Here is a 15423-nt window from a genome sequence, read left to right as displayed (position 1 = left end):
CAGGAAATACGCGATCCGGGCGCTTTTCCGGCAGGATAGAGAGAATTGACCAAGCAAGGAGAGGTCGCGCATGACCGACGGACAGGTTCTCGAATTCACGAGCGTGACGAAGCGCTTCAATGAGGTGACCGCTGTTTCCGACTTCTCCGCACGTATCGAACCCGGCGCCGTCACCGCATTCCTCGGCCCGAACGGTGCCGGAAAGACCACGACGCTGCGGATGCTCCTGGGCCAGGTGCGCCCCACCTCGGGCACGGCGACGATCGGCGGCACGGCATTCGCCGACCTCCGTCAGCCGCTGCGCGTGATCGGCTCGGTGCTCGAAGAGACCGTGTATCGCACGCGCCGCACCGCCAACCGCCAGCTCACGATCGCCGCGAAGGCGAACGACATCCCGCTCGCCCGCGTCGCCGAGGTGCTCGCGATCGTCGGCCTCGAGGACGAGGGTGACTCCCGCATCGGCGGTTTCTCGCTGGGAATGCGCCAGCGGCTGAGCGTCGCCCACGCACTGCTCGGCGACCCCGGCGCCCTCGTCTTCGACGAGCCGGCCAACGGACTCGATCCCGAGGGCATCCGCTGGATGCGCATGCTGATGCGTCGCCTCGCCGACGAAGGACGCACCGTCCTCGTCTCGTCGCACGTGCTCAGCGAGGTCGAGCAGGTCGCCGACAACGTGCTCGTGCTCTCGAAGGGCCAGCTGGTTCTCGCCAGCGGCATCGAAGAACTCGCCGACCCGTCGTCCGGGGCGGTCGTGGTCGATGCTCCGGACCGAGTCGCCCTCACCTCGGCGCTCGCGACGGCCGGTTTCGACATCGAGATCCTGCGTTCGGGACTCACCGTGCGCGGCAGCGATGCCCGCCGCGTCGGCGCCGTGGCGGCCGAGGCCGGCATCGCACTCACCACGCTCGTGCAGCGCGGACCGACCCTCGAAGACGTCTTCATGCAGCTGGTGCGGGGCGGCAAGCTCGAGCCGCGTGCCGAGATCGTCGCCTCGCAGCTCGTGCCTCCCACGTCCGCGTCGGCCGAGACGACCGCGCAGACGGCCGACGACGAGGCTGCCGTCGCCGCCGCGGCCATCGCCGCAGACGTGGCGGCCACCGTTCCCGGTGGCCCCGTCGCCACCGCGGTCGTCGCGGCCGGTGCCGGCACCGCCATCGCACACGATGGTGAAGAGCACCGCGGTGATTCCGCAGACAGCAGCAACACGGATGCCGGTACTACGGATGCCGACACCGCCGATGCCGACGCCGACGCCGACGCCGCCCTCGCGAACGCCGTGCTCGCCGAAGCCACGGTCGCCGAGGCGGCCACCGCCGAGTCCGCTGCGGCGGAGCCGGTCGTCGACGATGTCGACGCGTCGGGCGAAGCATCCTCCGGACCGTCGTTCGACGACATCCTGTTCGGCGCCGCACCCGCCCACTCCGACGAAGCCCCCTCGGTCTTCCCGGACGCCGACGGATCGGGCGCCGACGCGTCGGCAACCGATGAGTCCGGCATCGAGGTCTTCGACGGCCTCGGGTCGTCGGAGGGTTCCGGGAGCGACGCCGCCCCTCAAGGCGACGACGAATCCGGAGACCAGGCCAACGACCCGCGTTCCGCCGCGGTGAGCTCGATGCTCGCCGACGCCGCGCGCGCCTACTTCGAGGACGAGCCGAAGGACTACCCGCTCGCCGAAGCTCCCGCCGAGGGCGACGACGACCGTACCCGCACGATCGAGGTCGTCGACACCGCGACCGACGCTCCCGAGCACGGCGCGACCGACGGCCACGAGAACGACGGCGAGCAGAACCACGAGCACCACGAGAACCACGAGGGCGATCACTCGCACAACTGAGCCGCCACGCAGAAACGCCCTCCGGACCGTCAGGTCCCGGAGGGCGTTTCGCTGTGGCCTCTCAGGCCGGACGCGGGCGGATCACCGGGCGGCGGCTGCCCTTCGACGTCGGGATCGAACCCGTCGCGACGATCTCCTCGACGTCGGCCGGCTCGTCGGTCACCTCGAGTCGCAGCGCCTGCGTGAGCGCGAGCCCGTGCCGGGTGGTGAGAATGAGTCGCCGGTACTGATCGTCACCGGTCAGGTCGATGACGACGCTCGGACGACGCCGGCGGATGAGCACGAAGTCGGTGCTTCCGGCGGCCTTCCAGCTGCCCGCGGCGAGAACACCGGGAATGTGCGTCCCGGGGTTCGGAACTCCGCGCAGCCACGTCCAGGCGTCATCGGTGAGCTGCACCTTGGTGATCGTCTCGCGCACGAGGCGCACGTTGTCGCGGTGGAAGCTTGCGGCACGCTCGAGCGGCGAGAGCACGATCTCGAGTTGCGTCTGATCCAACAGCAACGTCACCATGAGTCCAGTCTGCCAGCGGGGCCCTGCCAGTTGTCTGGATCTTGCTCACAGGAACACAACGATCCGTTGTGGGAATACGCTCACTCCCGGGCGATTCGCGTGCTCCGGGCGTTTCGAGTGCTCAGGCGTGGGCGGATGCCGCGGCGGCTGCCGCAGCAGGCAACGCCGCTTCGATCCGCTGGAGTTCGTCGTCGCCGTGGGCAGCCGTGAGGAACCACGCCTCGAAGACGCTGGGCGGCAGTGCGACACCCTGCTCGCGCAGCGAGTGGAAGAACGGCGCGTAGCGGAACGTCTCCTGCGCCTGCGCCTCGGCGTAGTCGCGCGGAGCGGACGCACGGAACGAGGCGTTGAACAGGTTGCCGGCCTTCGCGACCGAATGGATCACGCCGGCGTCGGTGAGCGCCGCATCGAGGGAGGCCGACAGGCGATCGGATGCCGCGTCGATCGTGGCGTAGACCTCCGGCGTGGCCAACCGCAGCGTGGCGAGGCCGGCCGCAACCGACAGCGGGTTCCCCGACAGCGTGCCCGCCTGGTACACGGGGCCGAGCGGAGCCAGAAGGTCCATGATGTCGGCACGGCCGCCGAGGGCGGCCAGCGGCATCCCCCCGCCGACGACCTTGCCGAAGGTGAAGATGTCGGGCAGGTAGTTCTCGCCCGCGGCGGCCTGCAGACCCCAGTACCCGGCGGGGTGCACGCGGAAGCCCGTGAGCACCTCGTCGATGATCATGAGCGCGCCGTGCGCGTGCGCGGTGGCGGCGATCAGGCTGTTGAAGCCGGGAAGCGGGGCGACGACGCCCATGTTCGCGGCGGACGCCTCGACGATGACCGCGGCGATCCGCGGACCGTGCTCGGCGAAGACGGCGGCCAGCGCCTCGGGGTCGTTGTAGCCGATGACCAGCGTCTGCGCGGCGATCGGTGCCGGTACTCCGGCCGAGCCGGGGAGCGCGAGCGTGGCGACGCCGGAACCGGCCTCGGCGAGCAGACCGTCGGAGTGGCCGTGGTAGTGCCCGGCGAACTTCACCAGCAGATCGCGGCCGGTCGCGCCGCGTGCGAGACGGATCGCCGTCATGGTGGCCTCGGTGCCGGTCGACACCAGGCGCACGCGCTCGATGGGGCGGATCTCGCCGAACCGCACGCGGTCGGCGATGAGGGCGGCGAGTTCGACCTCGCCCTCGGTCGGGGCGCCGAACGAGAGACCGCGCGTCGCGGCCTCCTGCACGGCGGCGACGACCTCCGGATGCGCATGACCGAGCAGGGCCGGGCCCCACGACGCGACGAGGTCGATGTAGGTCGTGCCCGCGGCATCCGTCACCGTCGCCCCGCTCGCCGACGAGAGGAAGCGCGGCGTTCCGCCGACCGAACCGTAGGCGCGCACCGGAGAGTTCACTCCCCCGGGAATCACCTCTCGGGCGGCGGAGAACAGGTCGTCGTTGCGGTCGGTCATGGTGATTCCTCTCGGGTCACTCGGCAAATCGTGACGATCTGCACTCATTCGGATGATCTGCACTCGTTCTCGCGGCGATTCGGATGCCGAGCGTCACAGCGAGTGCGGATCGTCACGGTCGAACAACGAGTCAGTCGCGCAACCAGCGGGCGGCTTCGGTCGCCCAATACGTCAGCACGGCGTCGGCGCCGGCACGGCGGATCGACAGCAGCGACTCGAGGATCGCCGCACGGCGGTCGATCCATCCGTTGGCCGCGGCGGCCTCGATCATCGCGTACTCACCGGACACCTGGTATGCCCACACCGGAATATGGACGGTGTCGCGCACCTCGCGCAACACGTCGAGGAACGCCATCGCCGGCTTGACCATGACGATGTCGGCGCCCTCTTCTTCGTCGACGACGGCCTCGCGCACACCCTCACGACGGTTGCCCGGGTCGAGCTGATAGGTGCGCCGATCGCCCTTCAGCTGCGAATCGACGGCCTCGCGGAACGGACCGTAGAACGCGCTCGCGTACTTGGCGGCGTAGGCGAGCAGAAGGGTCTGCGTGAAGCCCTCGGCATCGAGCGCACGGCGGATGGCGGCGACCTGGCCGTCCATCATGCCCGAGAGCCCCAGCAGCTGAGACCCCGCGCGCGTCTGCGCGAGCGCCATCGAGGTGTACCGCTCGAGCGTCGCGTCGTTGTCGACCGATCCGTCGGCCGCGAGCACACCGCAGTGACCGTGGTCGGTGAACTCGTCGAGACACAGGTCGGTCTGCACGACCAGCGCATCGCCGACCTCGGCGGCCAGCGCCTCGGTGGCCAGATTGAGGATGCCGTGGGGCGCGTCCGCGCCCGAACCCTGTGCGTCGCGCACCGCGGGCACGCCGAACAGCATGACGCCGCCGACACCGGCTTCGGCCGCCTCGACGGCCGCCGCGCGCAGCGAGTCCATCGAGTGCTGGGCAACACCCGGCATGGATGTGATCGGCGCCGGGTCGGTGAGACCCTCGCGCACGAAGAGGGGCAGCACGAGCTGCTGCGGCTGGAGCGTCGTCTCGCGCACGAGCTGACGGACCGCCGGCGACTGACGCAGCCGGCGAAGACGGGTCTCGGGGAAGCTCACGGCGCGAACTCGTCTGCCGCGTGCGGAAGGGTGAAGTGCGACACCGCATCGATCAGTGCGTCGACCGTCTGACGGTCGGCGACGACCGAGACCGGGAGCCCGGCCTTGCGCGCATCGCGTGCGGTGCGCGGGCCGATGGCGGCGAGCAGCGTCTCGTCGGGGATCTCGGGGAACTGCTCGCGCACCTGCTCGGCGACCGATCCACTCGTGATGAGGATCGCGTTGATGCGGCCGTTCTCGACATCGCGCTTGATGCGGTCGGTCACCGGCACACCGACGGTGCGGTACGCGACCACGCTGTCGACATCGTGGCCGGCGTCGGTCAGCAGCACGCTGAGAACGGGCTTCGCGATCTCGCTGCGCAGAGCGAGGATGCGGCGGGGCTCGGTCTCGAGCGAGATGAGCAGCTCGGCCATGCCCTCAGCGGAGTTGTCCTGCTCCGGCATCAGCGCGACCTCGTAACCGACGGCCTGCAGCGCCGCGGCGGTCGTCTCGCCCACGGCCGCGATGCGCGTGGAGGGGGGAACAATGGCGCGGTGCGCGAACAACACGTCGACGGTCGTCGCACTCGTAACCGTCAGCCAGTCGTACGAGCCCGCGGCGAGCTGCGCCAGGGCGACATCGAGCGCGGCCTGGTCGGTGGTCGACGCGAAGTTGATCAGCGGCGCGACCACGGGCACAGCGCCCTGGGTGCGCAGGCTCGCAGCGACGCCGTCTCCCCATGGTCCGCCGCGGGGGACGAGGATTCGCCAGCCGTCGAGCGGCTTGTCGTGCTTCGATTCGGGTGTTGTGGTCATCAGGATTGCTCTCGGGAGACGAGGGCGGCCGCCCCTTGATCGAGCAGCCGACGGGCAACAGCCAACCCCAGCGATCGAACAGCAGGGATCGGAACAGCGCCATCGGCAGCATCCGCTCCATTGCCACTGCCGTTCCGTTGAATATACCGCTCGTTCAGGGGTTCGGTGACGTCGAGGCCGATCCGACGGCTGCCATCGGGGGCGTAGACGACCGTCCGCACACGGATCGACGAGCCTTCCACGACCGCATGAGCGGCCATCGGAGCCTGGCATCCCGCGTCGAGGCCCTCGAGGATCGCGCGCTCCAGAGTGATGGCGAGCCGGGTGTGCTCATCGTCGAGCTGCGCGAGTGCCGCACGGAGATCGGCCGGGGCATCCGTCGTCGTCTCGACCGCGAGCGCGCCCTGCCCTGGCGCCGTCGGCCACTCCGACAGGCCCAGCTCTTCGCGACGCAGCGGCGAGTCGGTGCCGAGGCGCGACAGCCCGGCGGCCGCGAGGATCACGGCGTCGAGCTCACCCGAGGCGACACGGCCCAGGCGCGAGTCAACGTTGCCGCGCAGATCGACCACCGAAGCGTGCGGAGCCCGCAGGTGCACCTGCGCGATGCGACGAGGAGAGCCGGTGCCCACCGTCGCGCCCGACCGCAGCTCGCGCAGCGGAGTGCCGTCGCGGGTGATCACGACATCGCGGGCGTCGACCCGCACGGGCGTCGCCGCGATCGTCAGACCGTCGGGGATGGCCGTCGGGAGGTCCTTGAGCGAGTGCACCAGGAAGTCGCACTCCCCCGCGAGCAGCGCTTCGCGCAGACGGGTGGCGAAGATGCCCTGTCCACCGATCTCCGACAGCGACGCACGGTTGGTGTCACCCTCGGACGTGATCGGCACGAGCACGACAGGTCGGCCGGCGACCTTCTCGAGGGCGGCGGCGACGTGACCGGACTGCGCCTGCGCGAGCGCGCTGCGGCGAGTCCCCAGACGGATGGGAGTGCTCATCGGGCGGCCTACTGCAGCACGTCCGCGATCTCGTCGAAGCGGAGCCTGCGCCCGGTGTAGAAGGGCACCTCCTCCTTCACGAACATGCGAGCCTCGGTGTAGCGGAGGTCGCGCATGAGATCGACGAGCTCGGTGACGTCATCGGCCTCGAGCGGAAGCATCCACTCGTAATCGCCGAGAGCGAAGGAGGCGACCGTGTTGGCGATCACGCCCGTGAACGCCGCACCCTTGCGGCCGTGGTCGGCGAGCATCGCCCGGCGGTCGGCCTCGGGGGCCAGGTACCACTCGGGGGTGCGCACGAACGGGTAGAGGCAGAGCCACTGCTTGGGCTCGATGCCGCGCAGGAATCCGGGAACGTGGGAGCGGTTGAACTCGGCATCGCGGTGCACGCCCATCGCGTTCCAGACGGGGAGCAATGAACGCAGCAGCTCGGTGCGCCGCAGGCGGCGCAGCGCCCGCTGCAGCTCTTCGGCGGTGGCGCCGTGCAGCCAGACCATCAGGTCGGCGTCGGCCTTGAGGCCCGAGACGTCGTAGAAGCCGCGCACGGTGACACCGGAGTCCTCGATGTACGAGACGATCGTCTCGAGCTCGGTGGAATCGGACTCGGTCACCGCGACATCGGGATTGCGTCGCCAGACCGCCCAGAGGGTGAAGCCGGACGGGTTCTCTACGCTCTCATCGGACATGGTCCCAGTCTGCCCCTTTTGTCTCACGGCTGCGAATGCACGCGGACGTGCAAATGAACGCCGGGTCGGGTGGCCCCGCTCGGCGAGATAACGCGAGCGCTCAGCGAGACAGCGCCCTGCTCAGCGCGGAAGCGCTCAGCGAGACAGCGCCCTGCTCAGCGCGGAAGCGCTCAGCGAGACAGCGCCCTAGCGATCACCCAGACTGCGCTGCCGACGACAGCGGCAGCGGCGACGCCGAGCGCGACCGCGCCGGCCGGGTTGCGATCGGCCAGAAGCCGCAGGCGCACGGCCGCACGCTTCGAGGCGTTGTCGAGACGACGAGGCACGTTGCCCTTGATCTCGATGGCAGCGAGAGCGGCTTTGAGTTCGGCGCGAGCCGACTCGACGGGGTCGACGATGCCGCCGGGGACGGCGGTGCGAGCCAGCTCAGAATTCGTCATTGTCGCCAGCCTCCTTCACGATGCGGACGTCGGTGGCGACGGCCTGTGCGGGGTTCTCGCGTCGCAGCACCTTGCGGAACTTGAGGATGCCGAGCAGTGCGAAGAACAGCACGGCGAGCAGCAGGATGCCGAACACCGCGAGCGCGGAGAGCCACACGGGCCACCACGACGCGATGCCTGCGATCGCGAAGACGAGAAGGACCGGGATGGCCCAGAAGAGGAAGAACAGTGCGACGACGAACCAGATCGAGCCGATGCCCGCGTCTTTCGCCGTCTTCGAGATCCAGGTCTTCGCCGCGTTGATCTCGGCCTTGACCAGGTTCGAGACGAGCTCGGGAAGGTCGCCGATCAGCGACAGGAAGCTGTCGTCGGCACGGTCGCGATATCCGCGGGGCATCTCAGTCGCCGGTCTTCTTGGCAGCGGGCTTGCGCGCCGCGGGCTTCTTGGCCGCAGTACGCGTTGTGGTCGAGGCGGAGGCGTTCGACGACGACGACTTCGGCGAGGCCTTCGCTTCGTCGACCTTCTTCGCGACGGTGTCCTTGGCCTCGTCAGCGGCGTCTTCGAGGTCTTCGGCGACGTCCTTGCCGGCGGCGATCACGGAGTCGAGCTTCTGCCCGGGGGTCGCGTCACTGCCCACCGACTTGACGATCTTCACCGCACCGCTCCAGAGTGCACCGGGAACCGCGGCGGCCTTCTGGCCCACGAATCCCTTGACCTGGTCGACCCGTTCCTGCACGGGATCGAGGTTCCAGACCTTCAGCCACTGCGTCTTGATCTGGTCGTAGCGCTCGCGTCCGGCGCGCGTTCCGAGCACGTATCCCACGCCGAGTCCGACGACGAGTCCGATCTTCCCCTTCATGGGGTCTCCTCACGTTGTTCCGGTCGAGCCGCAGGCGTTAGATCCCCGTCGGCCAGGTACCCAGAGTAACCCCATATGCCGAATTGGGCATCTACGGGGCAGGGGGGTTGACAGGCGCGGCCGGTTCACTCCCAGATCAGGGCGCGGCGCAGGCGGTCGGTCTCCTCCGTCGCGTCCGGAATCACCTGGGCGAGTCCGGTCCCGGCGAGCCAGGCTCCGACGGCTGCGAGTCCCGACACCTCCTGCACGGCGGCGCGAGCCGTCGCCCGTCGTTCTCCCGAGCCGATGACCGATGCGGGCTGCGCCTGCACGTACCGCGCGCGGTGCGCCGCGACGAGGGCGCGGGGTGGCAGCTCGACGCCCAGCAGAGCGGATGCCTCGCGCAGCGCGAGCGCGGACGCCGCGTCGTCGTCGAGGGTCGCCGTGGCCGCAGGCTCGCCCTGAGCGCCGAACGAAACGCGCACGAAGTGCCGCGAACCCGCGGCCGCCCGCACCCACGCCCACTTCGCCGACGAATGCGTGAGCGCCTTCGCGACATGGCTTCCGGGCACCGTGAGAACACCGGTCCCGCGCGGCGCCGCATCGAGTGCGGGGGCATCCAGCAGCAGCGTGACGATCTCGATCTGCGGAGAGGGAACATCCGCGACCTCGGCGAGCGCGGGAACCACGGTCGCCAGCAGCGCGCGGGCGGTGCGCTCGTCGACGGCGATGACGACGGCATCCGCGTCCCACTCCTGCAGACCGTCCGCGTCGTGATCGACGGTCGCCGCGTCGTCAGGGTCGACGGCTTCGTCACGGGTCTCGCCGGCGACGGCATCCGATCCGTCGCCCTCCGACGTCACGCGCCACGTCTCACCGGTCGCGTGCACCGCGTGCACCGGCGAGCCCGTGCGCACCGCGACTCCGAGCCGCTCGAGGTCGGCCAGGAGCGCCTCGACGAGAACGAACATGCCGCCCTCGAGCCCTTCGACTGCAGCCCCGGGCGTCTTCGCGGGTGCATCCGCCGCCGCGCGACCCGCGCGCGCCGCGTTGTCGTCGCGCACGGCCTGCACCGCCCCGGACAGCGAGCCGACACGGGTGAGTGCGGAGTTCAGACCGGGCGCGGCGATGTCGACATCGATGTCGTCGGGCGCCGCTGAGTAGACGCCGGTCGTCACGGGTGCGACGAGGCGGTCGCGCACCTTCGCCCCCATACGCGAGGCGACGAGCTTGCCGAGGCTGTGCTGGTGCCCGATCGTCAGGGGCGGGCGCACCCGATCGAGGTAGGCGCGCCACACGCCCGACCACCCGAGGATGCGACGCACGTCGTCTTGGAAGGGGTTCGCCGGGATGCCGAGGATTCCGCCCACGGGGAGCGGTGCGGCGCCCACACCGGGGATGCCCGCGAGCCACGCACCGCCGGCAGTCGGAGCGACGATGCGATCGGCCACGCCGAGTTCGGTGAGCAGTGCGCGCACGTGCCCGCCCCGCGTGGCGAAGCTCTCGGCACCGGCATCCACCACGACACCGTCGAGTTCCGCCCGACGGATCGCGCCGCCGACAGCATCCGATGCTTCGAGAACCGTCACCCGCATGCCGACCTTGGCGCACTCCCGCGCGGCGATCAGGCCACCGATGCCGGCACCCACGACGACGACATGCTTCTCAGCGGCACGGGCGGCGCGGGCGGCGAGCTCTGCGGATTCGGTCATGTCTCCATCTTTTCATCGAGGCGCTCGCGCCTCGACCGGAGATAACCCGCGCCCCGGACTCCCTCGCGCGAAGGTCAGGCGCGCTTGCGGATCTCGCGCAGCACGATCTGCTCGGGGCACACCGTCGAGAGGAAGTCGCCGACCGACAACGCGAGGCGTTCGCCGACCAGGGAGTAGAGGATGCGGTTCGCGTCGCGGCGCTCGCTCACGAGACCGGCCTGGCGCAGCACCGACAGGTGGCGCGAGATGGTCGGGCCACTCGAGGAGAACCGCGCGGCGATCTCGCCGGCCGCCATCTCGCCGTCCTTGAGGTCCTGCAGGATCTGCCGACGGGTGGGATGCGCCAGCGCGGCGAAGATGTCGGTCGCGCTGTCTGTCATGTTTGCAATATAGCACTCTTGCTAGATAGTCTTTAGCCGCAAAGCTAACTAGCGAAGGAGCATCCCATGAGAGTCGCCATCACCGGAGGCACCGGATTCGTCGGTCGCCATCTCGCCGAGCGTCTCGGCGCCGAGCAGTCCGTGATCGTCTCGCGCCGCACCGGCGTCGGTCTCGACGACGTCGATGCCCTCACCGCCGCTTTCGCCGGATGCGACGTGGTGGCGCACTGCGCCGGGATCAACCGAGAGATCGGCGACCAGACGTTTCAGCGCGTGCACGTCGACGGCACCCGCGCCGTGGTCGAGGCCGCACGCCGCGCCGGCGTGCAGCGCATCGTGATGGTCAGCTTCCTGCGCGCACGCCCCGATTGCGGCTCGGGCTACCACGAGTCCAAATGGGAGGCCGAGGAGATCATCCGCCACTCCGGCATCGATCACACCATCCTCAAGTCGGGCATGATCTACGGCCGCGGCGACCACATGATCGATCACGTCGCCCGCGCAGCGCGTACCCTGCCGTTCTTCTGGACCGTCGGTTTCCGCGAGCGGCGCGCGCGGCCGGTGCCCGTCGACGATGCGGTCGACGTTCTTGTCGCCGCCGCGAAGGGCCGCATCGCCGAACCGACCATCGCCGTGATGGGGGCCGACGAGGTGACGCTCGGCGAGGCGCTGCGCCGCATCGCCCGCGTCGCCGGGCGGAACCCCGTCTTCCTCCCCGTACCCCTCTGGATCATCCGCGTGCTCGCACAGGTGACGGAATGGACGATGGTCACGCCGTTGGTCGCGAAGGCGCAGGCACGGATGCTCGCCGAGGGCGTGACCGTGCCCGCCCCGTTCGCCCCCGAGCCACCGGAGGAGTTCCGCCCGCGACGCCCTTTCAGCGACGACCGCGTGCGCGAGGCACTGCCCGACGGACGCTTCACGCTCGACGACCTGAGGATCACGCGGTGGTGGCGGGCGCGGCGGGCGTGACCGCCGGAGAGGAGGTCACGCCATGACGGGAGCGGTGCGCTCTTCGGAGCGGATGCTCTGAGCCACCCGTCGAGACAGGCGGTGAGCGCCCCTCTCGACGAGGAAGTAGAAGATGATCGCGACGACCAGGCTCAGGCCGATCTGGATGATCGTGGTGCGCTTGCCCGGCCCGAGGAGGAAGAGCATGCCGATCACGATCGGACCGTGCGTGAGGTAGAGGCTGAACGAGATCTTGCCGAGCGCCACGAACGGCTTCAGCTGGAGCAACGAGCGCAGCGGAGCCCAGAGCATGACGACGCCGAGCAGGACGACGATCCCGACGATCTTCGACACCGTGAACACACTCGAGAAGAGGTTCACGCTCGTCTCGGAGTCGCGGTCGACGACGAAGTTGAACGAATAGGCCGCCGTGATCAAGCAGACCGCGACGACGAACGCGACCGCGCCGACGGCGTTCCCGACGACCTTGTTCGCGCGAAGACCGCTGAGTCGTTCGGCGATCGCCTCCCAGTGGTAGCCCAGCACTGCACCGATCACGAACATCGGCATGTAGAGCAGGAAGAGCGAGCCGGTCCACACGCTCGCGACCGAGGCGATCATCCCGACGGAGACGCTGATCCACGGGAACCGACGAGCGATCCGCACGGCCACGGGCAGCAGCAGCGAGAACAGCACCTCCCACTGCAGCGACCAGAGCGGCACGTTCGCGATGCTGGTGCCCGTCACGAGCGTCGCATCGGCGAGCGCGCTCTCGACCGAGTACGAGCTCGGCAGACCGATGACCATGCGGTTGAACTCGGGGCGGGGAGTGTGCGGAATGAGCCAGAAGACGAGGGCGGTGACCAAGACCGCGCCGATGACCGGCAGATACAGACGGATGATGCGGCTCGGGTAGTACGCATCCCACCGATACCCCGGGCGTGCGGCCGAGCGCACCAGAACGAAGCCCGACAGTGCGAAGAACAGCCAGACGGCCTCGGGCCCGGCGGTGAAGATCCGCAGCGGGGAGTACATCAGGGCGTTGTTCCAGAACCCCTCGACGGGCAGCAGATCAGCACCGTCGAAGAACGCCGGGATCGACGCCGCTGTGGCGTGGTAGAGGAGGACTGCAAGGGCAGCGATCCCACGAAGGGAGTCGAGTTCTGTTTTCCGCACGGCTGTCTTTCTGAGAGGGCAACCTGTGAAGCCTATCGACAGCGGGCAGGCCGGACAGGCCCTTTTCGCTGCCCTGCGAAGAACCGCCCGACAGCTGCTCAGGAACGCTGGGCGTGCACCAACTCGACGATGCGCGTGAGCTGGTCGGGATCGGTCTCGGGCGGCACCCCGTGGCCGAGGTTGACGATGTGCGCCCTGGCCGCACGGCCGCGCTCGAGCACGTCGAGCACGTGCGCCTCGAGAACCGGCCACGGCGCCGACAGGAGCGCGGGATCGATGTTGCCCTGCACGGTGACGTCGGGGCCGAGGATCGCGGCGGCCTCGTCGAGAGGCTGACGCCAGTCGACGCCCACGCCGTTCGCCACACCGTCGAGGCGCATGTCCGCGAGGAACGGTCCGGTGCCGACGCCGAAGTGGATGCTCGGCAGACCGATGCCCTCGAGAGCCGTGTGCGAGTGCGGCTGCACGAACCGGCGGTAGTCGGCGCGGCTGAGGCCGCCGGCCCACGAGTCGAAGAGCTGCACGACGGATGCTCCGGCATCGCGCTGCGCGAGGAGGAATCTGCGGGAGATCTGCGCCAGCCAGCCCGCCAGGCGGTTCCACGACTCCGGGTCGGCGTGCATCATGGCCCGCGCCCGCAAGTGCTCCTTCGACGGGCCGCCCTCGACGAGGTACGCCGCAAGTGTGAAGGGGGCACCCGCGAAACCGATGAGCGGGGTGTCGCCGAGCTCGGCCACCACCAGGCGCACCGCATCGGCGATGGCGGTCGCGTCGAGCGAATCCGGGTCGATCGCCGTGATGCGGTCGACATCGGCGGCGGTGCGCACCGGGTTCGCGAACACCGGCCCGCGCCCGGGCTCGATCTCGACATCGACACCGGCCAGACGCAGCGGAATGACGATGTCGCTGAAGAAGACAGCGGCATCGACTCCGTGGCGGCGCACCGGCTGCAGCGTGATCTCGGCGGCGAGATCGGGGGTGAGGCAGGCGTCGAGCATCCGCGTGCCGACCCGCAGCTCGCGGTACTCGGGAAGCGAGCGACCGGCCTGGCGCATGAACCAGACGGGGGTCTGGGCGGGGCGGTCGCCGGCGAGGGCGCGCAGCAGCGGAGCGTCAGAGAGGGCCATGCCTCCATCCTCCCATCGGCTGTTGTGGAGATGCTGCGCCCCGACCGACCGACCCCGCCGTCACCTCCGGTATAATCGAAGAGTGCTGCTGTGTGTCACGGCGAGTCACAAGACCGCCAGCTTCGATCTGCTCGAACGCCTGAGCCGCACCCCCGACGACGTCGCTCCCACTCTGGTGGGCATGACGCCGTGCGTGCAGGGTGCGGTCGTTCTCGCGACGTGCAATCGGTTCGAGGCGTACGTGGAAATGGACGAACCGGTCACTGCGGCCGGCGCGATCGGCGTCGAAGCCGTGCTCGAAGCGGTCGAGGCCGCGACCGGCGTTCCCGCCACCGAACTCGACGGCGCCTACACCGTGCACTCCGGCCGCCGTGTGGCCGAACACCTCTTCTCGGTCGCCTCCGGCCTCGAATCCGTCGTCTCGGGCGAGGGCGAGATCGCGGGCCAAGTGCGCCGCGCGCTGAAGTCGGCCCGTAAAGAAGGCACCACCTCCCCCGAGCTCGAGCGCCTCTTCCAGCGCGCGAGCCAGGCGCAGCGCAAGGTCAAGAACGTCACCGCCCTCGGTCGCGCCGGGCGTTCGCTCGTGCGTCTCGCCCTCGAACTCGCCGACAGCCGCATCGCCGACTGGTCGGCCGAACGCGTGCTGCTCGTAGGAACCGGTGCCTACGCCGCGGTCACCCTCGCCACGCTCCGCGAGCGCGGCGCCGTCAACATCTCGGTCTACTCGCCCTCGGGCCGCGCAGAGATCTTCGCCGCGAAGCACGGCATCCGACCCGTCGCTGAAGCCGACTACGCACACACGGCGGCCCGCTCGAGCCTGCTGATCACCTGCACCACCGCCACCGAGCCCGTGCTCGGACCGCAGCACCTACAGGCGCCCGTAGGCATCGCCGCTGCCTCGGCCACGACGTGCCCGGTCGCCCACGGCAACCAGCTGGTCGTCGACCTCGGCATGCCGCGCAACGTCGACCCGGCCGTCTCCGCTCTCGAGGGCGTCGCACTGCTCGACCTCGAGACCATCCGGCTGCATGCTCCGCTCGAAGAGCTGCAGGCGACGGATGCCGCCCGCACCGTCGTGCGCGAAGCCGCAGACACCTTCCACGTCGTGGGCGCCCGCCAGAGCGTGACCCCGTCGGTCGTGGCGCTGCGCTCGCACATCTTCTCGCTGCTCGAAGCCGAGGTCGACCGTGCGCGCGCACGCGGCGATGACGACGGCAAGGTCGAGCAGGCGCTCCGCCACCTCACGGGCGTGCTGCTGCACACCCCGACGACGCGGGCGCACGAACTCGCCGCCGCCGGTCGCGCCGATGACTTCGCCGCCGCACTCTCGACGCTCTACGGTCTGACGCCCGAGGCGCCCGCCGTCTCGGCCGTCTCACCGCTCGACGACGCCGCCTCCGCCTGACGCGATCCGAGGCATCCGCTC

At 69.8% G+C, this 15423-nt stretch carries 16 protein-coding genes; 3 read left to right on the top strand and 13 right to left on the bottom strand.

Translation table 11 applies throughout. From position 1 onward, the window contains the following. The first annotated feature begins 70 nt into the window (after positions 1–70). A complete protein-coding gene (locus ACIOSY_RS06900) occupies positions 71–1834 on the top strand; it encodes an ABC transporter ATP-binding protein (RefSeq protein ID WP_400851105.1) in 1764 nt (587 codons plus the stop codon). A 61-nt stretch (positions 1835–1895) separates the two neighbouring features. Here the strand turns inward: ACIOSY_RS06900 and ACIOSY_RS06895 are convergent, their stop codons facing one another. The 11 genes from ACIOSY_RS06895 to ACIOSY_RS06845 form a co-directional block, all read right to left on the bottom strand. Further along, complete coding sequence (locus ACIOSY_RS06895) at positions 1896–2345, bottom strand: hypothetical protein (protein ID WP_400851102.1); 450 nt, start codon at positions 2343–2345, stop codon at positions 1896–1898. Between the two features lie 121 nt (positions 2346–2466). After that, a complete protein-coding gene (locus ACIOSY_RS06890) occupies positions 2467–3789 on the bottom strand; it encodes a glutamate-1-semialdehyde 2,1-aminomutase (RefSeq protein ID WP_400851099.1) in 1323 nt (440 codons plus the stop codon). A 130-nt stretch (positions 3790–3919) separates the two neighbouring features. Beyond that, positions 3920–4897, bottom strand: a complete 978-nt coding sequence (hemB, locus tag ACIOSY_RS06885; RefSeq protein ID WP_400851096.1) for a porphobilinogen synthase — start codon at positions 4895–4897, stop codon at positions 3920–3922. Continuing rightward, complete coding sequence (locus tag ACIOSY_RS06880) at positions 4894–5694, bottom strand: uroporphyrinogen-III synthase (RefSeq protein ID WP_400851093.1); 801 nt, start codon at positions 5692–5694, stop codon at positions 4894–4896. The genes hemB and ACIOSY_RS06880 overlap by 4 nt, the downstream gene beginning before the upstream one ends. Next, on the bottom strand, positions 5694–6686 hold the full coding sequence (gene hemC, locus ACIOSY_RS06875) for a hydroxymethylbilane synthase (RefSeq protein ID WP_400851090.1): 993 nt from the start codon (positions 6684–6686) through the stop codon (positions 5694–5696). Before hemC ends, ACIOSY_RS06880 begins: the two co-directional genes overlap by 1 nt. Before the next feature lie 8 nt (positions 6687–6694). Next, positions 6695–7372, bottom strand: a complete 678-nt coding sequence (hemQ, locus tag ACIOSY_RS06870) for a hydrogen peroxide-dependent heme synthase (protein WP_400851087.1) — start codon at positions 7370–7372, stop codon at positions 6695–6697. Positions 7373–7542: 170 nt separating this feature from the next. After that, on the bottom strand, positions 7543–7812 hold the full coding sequence (locus ACIOSY_RS06865) for a hypothetical protein (RefSeq protein ID WP_400851084.1): 270 nt from the start codon (positions 7810–7812) through the stop codon (positions 7543–7545). Continuing rightward, on the bottom strand, positions 7799–8209 hold the full coding sequence (locus tag ACIOSY_RS06860; protein ID WP_400851081.1) for a phage holin family protein: 411 nt from the start codon (positions 8207–8209) through the stop codon (positions 7799–7801). Before ACIOSY_RS06860 ends, ACIOSY_RS06865 begins: the two co-directional genes overlap by 14 nt. Position 8210: 1 nt before the next feature. Then, a complete protein-coding gene (locus ACIOSY_RS06855; protein WP_400851078.1) occupies positions 8211–8672 on the bottom strand; it encodes a hypothetical protein in 462 nt (153 codons plus the stop codon). Between the two features lie 125 nt (positions 8673–8797). Further along, positions 8798–10363 carry a protoporphyrinogen/coproporphyrinogen oxidase gene (locus ACIOSY_RS06850; RefSeq protein ID WP_400851075.1) on the bottom strand — a complete coding sequence of 522 codons (1566 nt, stop codon included), beginning with the start codon at positions 10361–10363 and terminating at the stop codon, positions 8798–8800. 74 nt (positions 10364–10437) lie between these two features. After that, on the bottom strand, positions 10438–10743 hold the full coding sequence (locus ACIOSY_RS06845) for a metalloregulator ArsR/SmtB family transcription factor (protein WP_400851072.1): 306 nt from the start codon (positions 10741–10743) through the stop codon (positions 10438–10440). Between the two features lie 66 nt (positions 10744–10809). On the opposite strand from ACIOSY_RS06845, the gene ACIOSY_RS06840 reads away from it, so the two are divergent. After that, positions 10810–11715, top strand: a complete 906-nt coding sequence (locus ACIOSY_RS06840) for an NAD(P)H-binding protein (RefSeq protein WP_400851069.1) — start codon at positions 10810–10812, stop codon at positions 11713–11715. A 15-nt stretch (positions 11716–11730) separates the two neighbouring features. Here ACIOSY_RS06840 and ACIOSY_RS06835 read toward each other — a convergent pair whose 3' ends face one another. Both ACIOSY_RS06835 and hemE read right to left on the bottom strand, forming a co-directional pair. Continuing rightward, entirely contained in the window at positions 11731–12870 is a 1140-nt protein-coding gene (locus tag ACIOSY_RS06835) for an acyltransferase family protein (protein WP_400851066.1), read from the bottom strand. 98 nt (positions 12871–12968) lie between these two features. Then, the gene (hemE, locus tag ACIOSY_RS06830) at positions 12969–13997 is read right to left on the bottom strand and encodes a uroporphyrinogen decarboxylase (protein WP_400851063.1); all 1029 of its coding nucleotides are present in this window, start codon (positions 13995–13997) and stop codon (positions 12969–12971) included. A gap of 82 nt (positions 13998–14079) precedes the next feature. On the opposite strand from hemE, the gene ACIOSY_RS06825 reads away from it, so the two are divergent. Next, positions 14080–15402, top strand: a complete 1323-nt coding sequence (locus ACIOSY_RS06825) for a glutamyl-tRNA reductase (RefSeq protein ID WP_400851060.1) — start codon at positions 14080–14082, stop codon at positions 15400–15402. Positions 15403–15423: the final 21 nt, after the last annotated feature.

Source organism: Microbacterium sp. NPDC087665 (genome assembly GCF_044743285.1).
Taxonomy (GTDB): domain Bacteria; phylum Actinomycetota; class Actinomycetes; order Actinomycetales; family Microbacteriaceae; genus Microbacterium.
The sequence above is the reverse complement of the archived record's forward strand: the minus strand, read 5'-3'. Positions and strand labels throughout refer to the sequence as shown.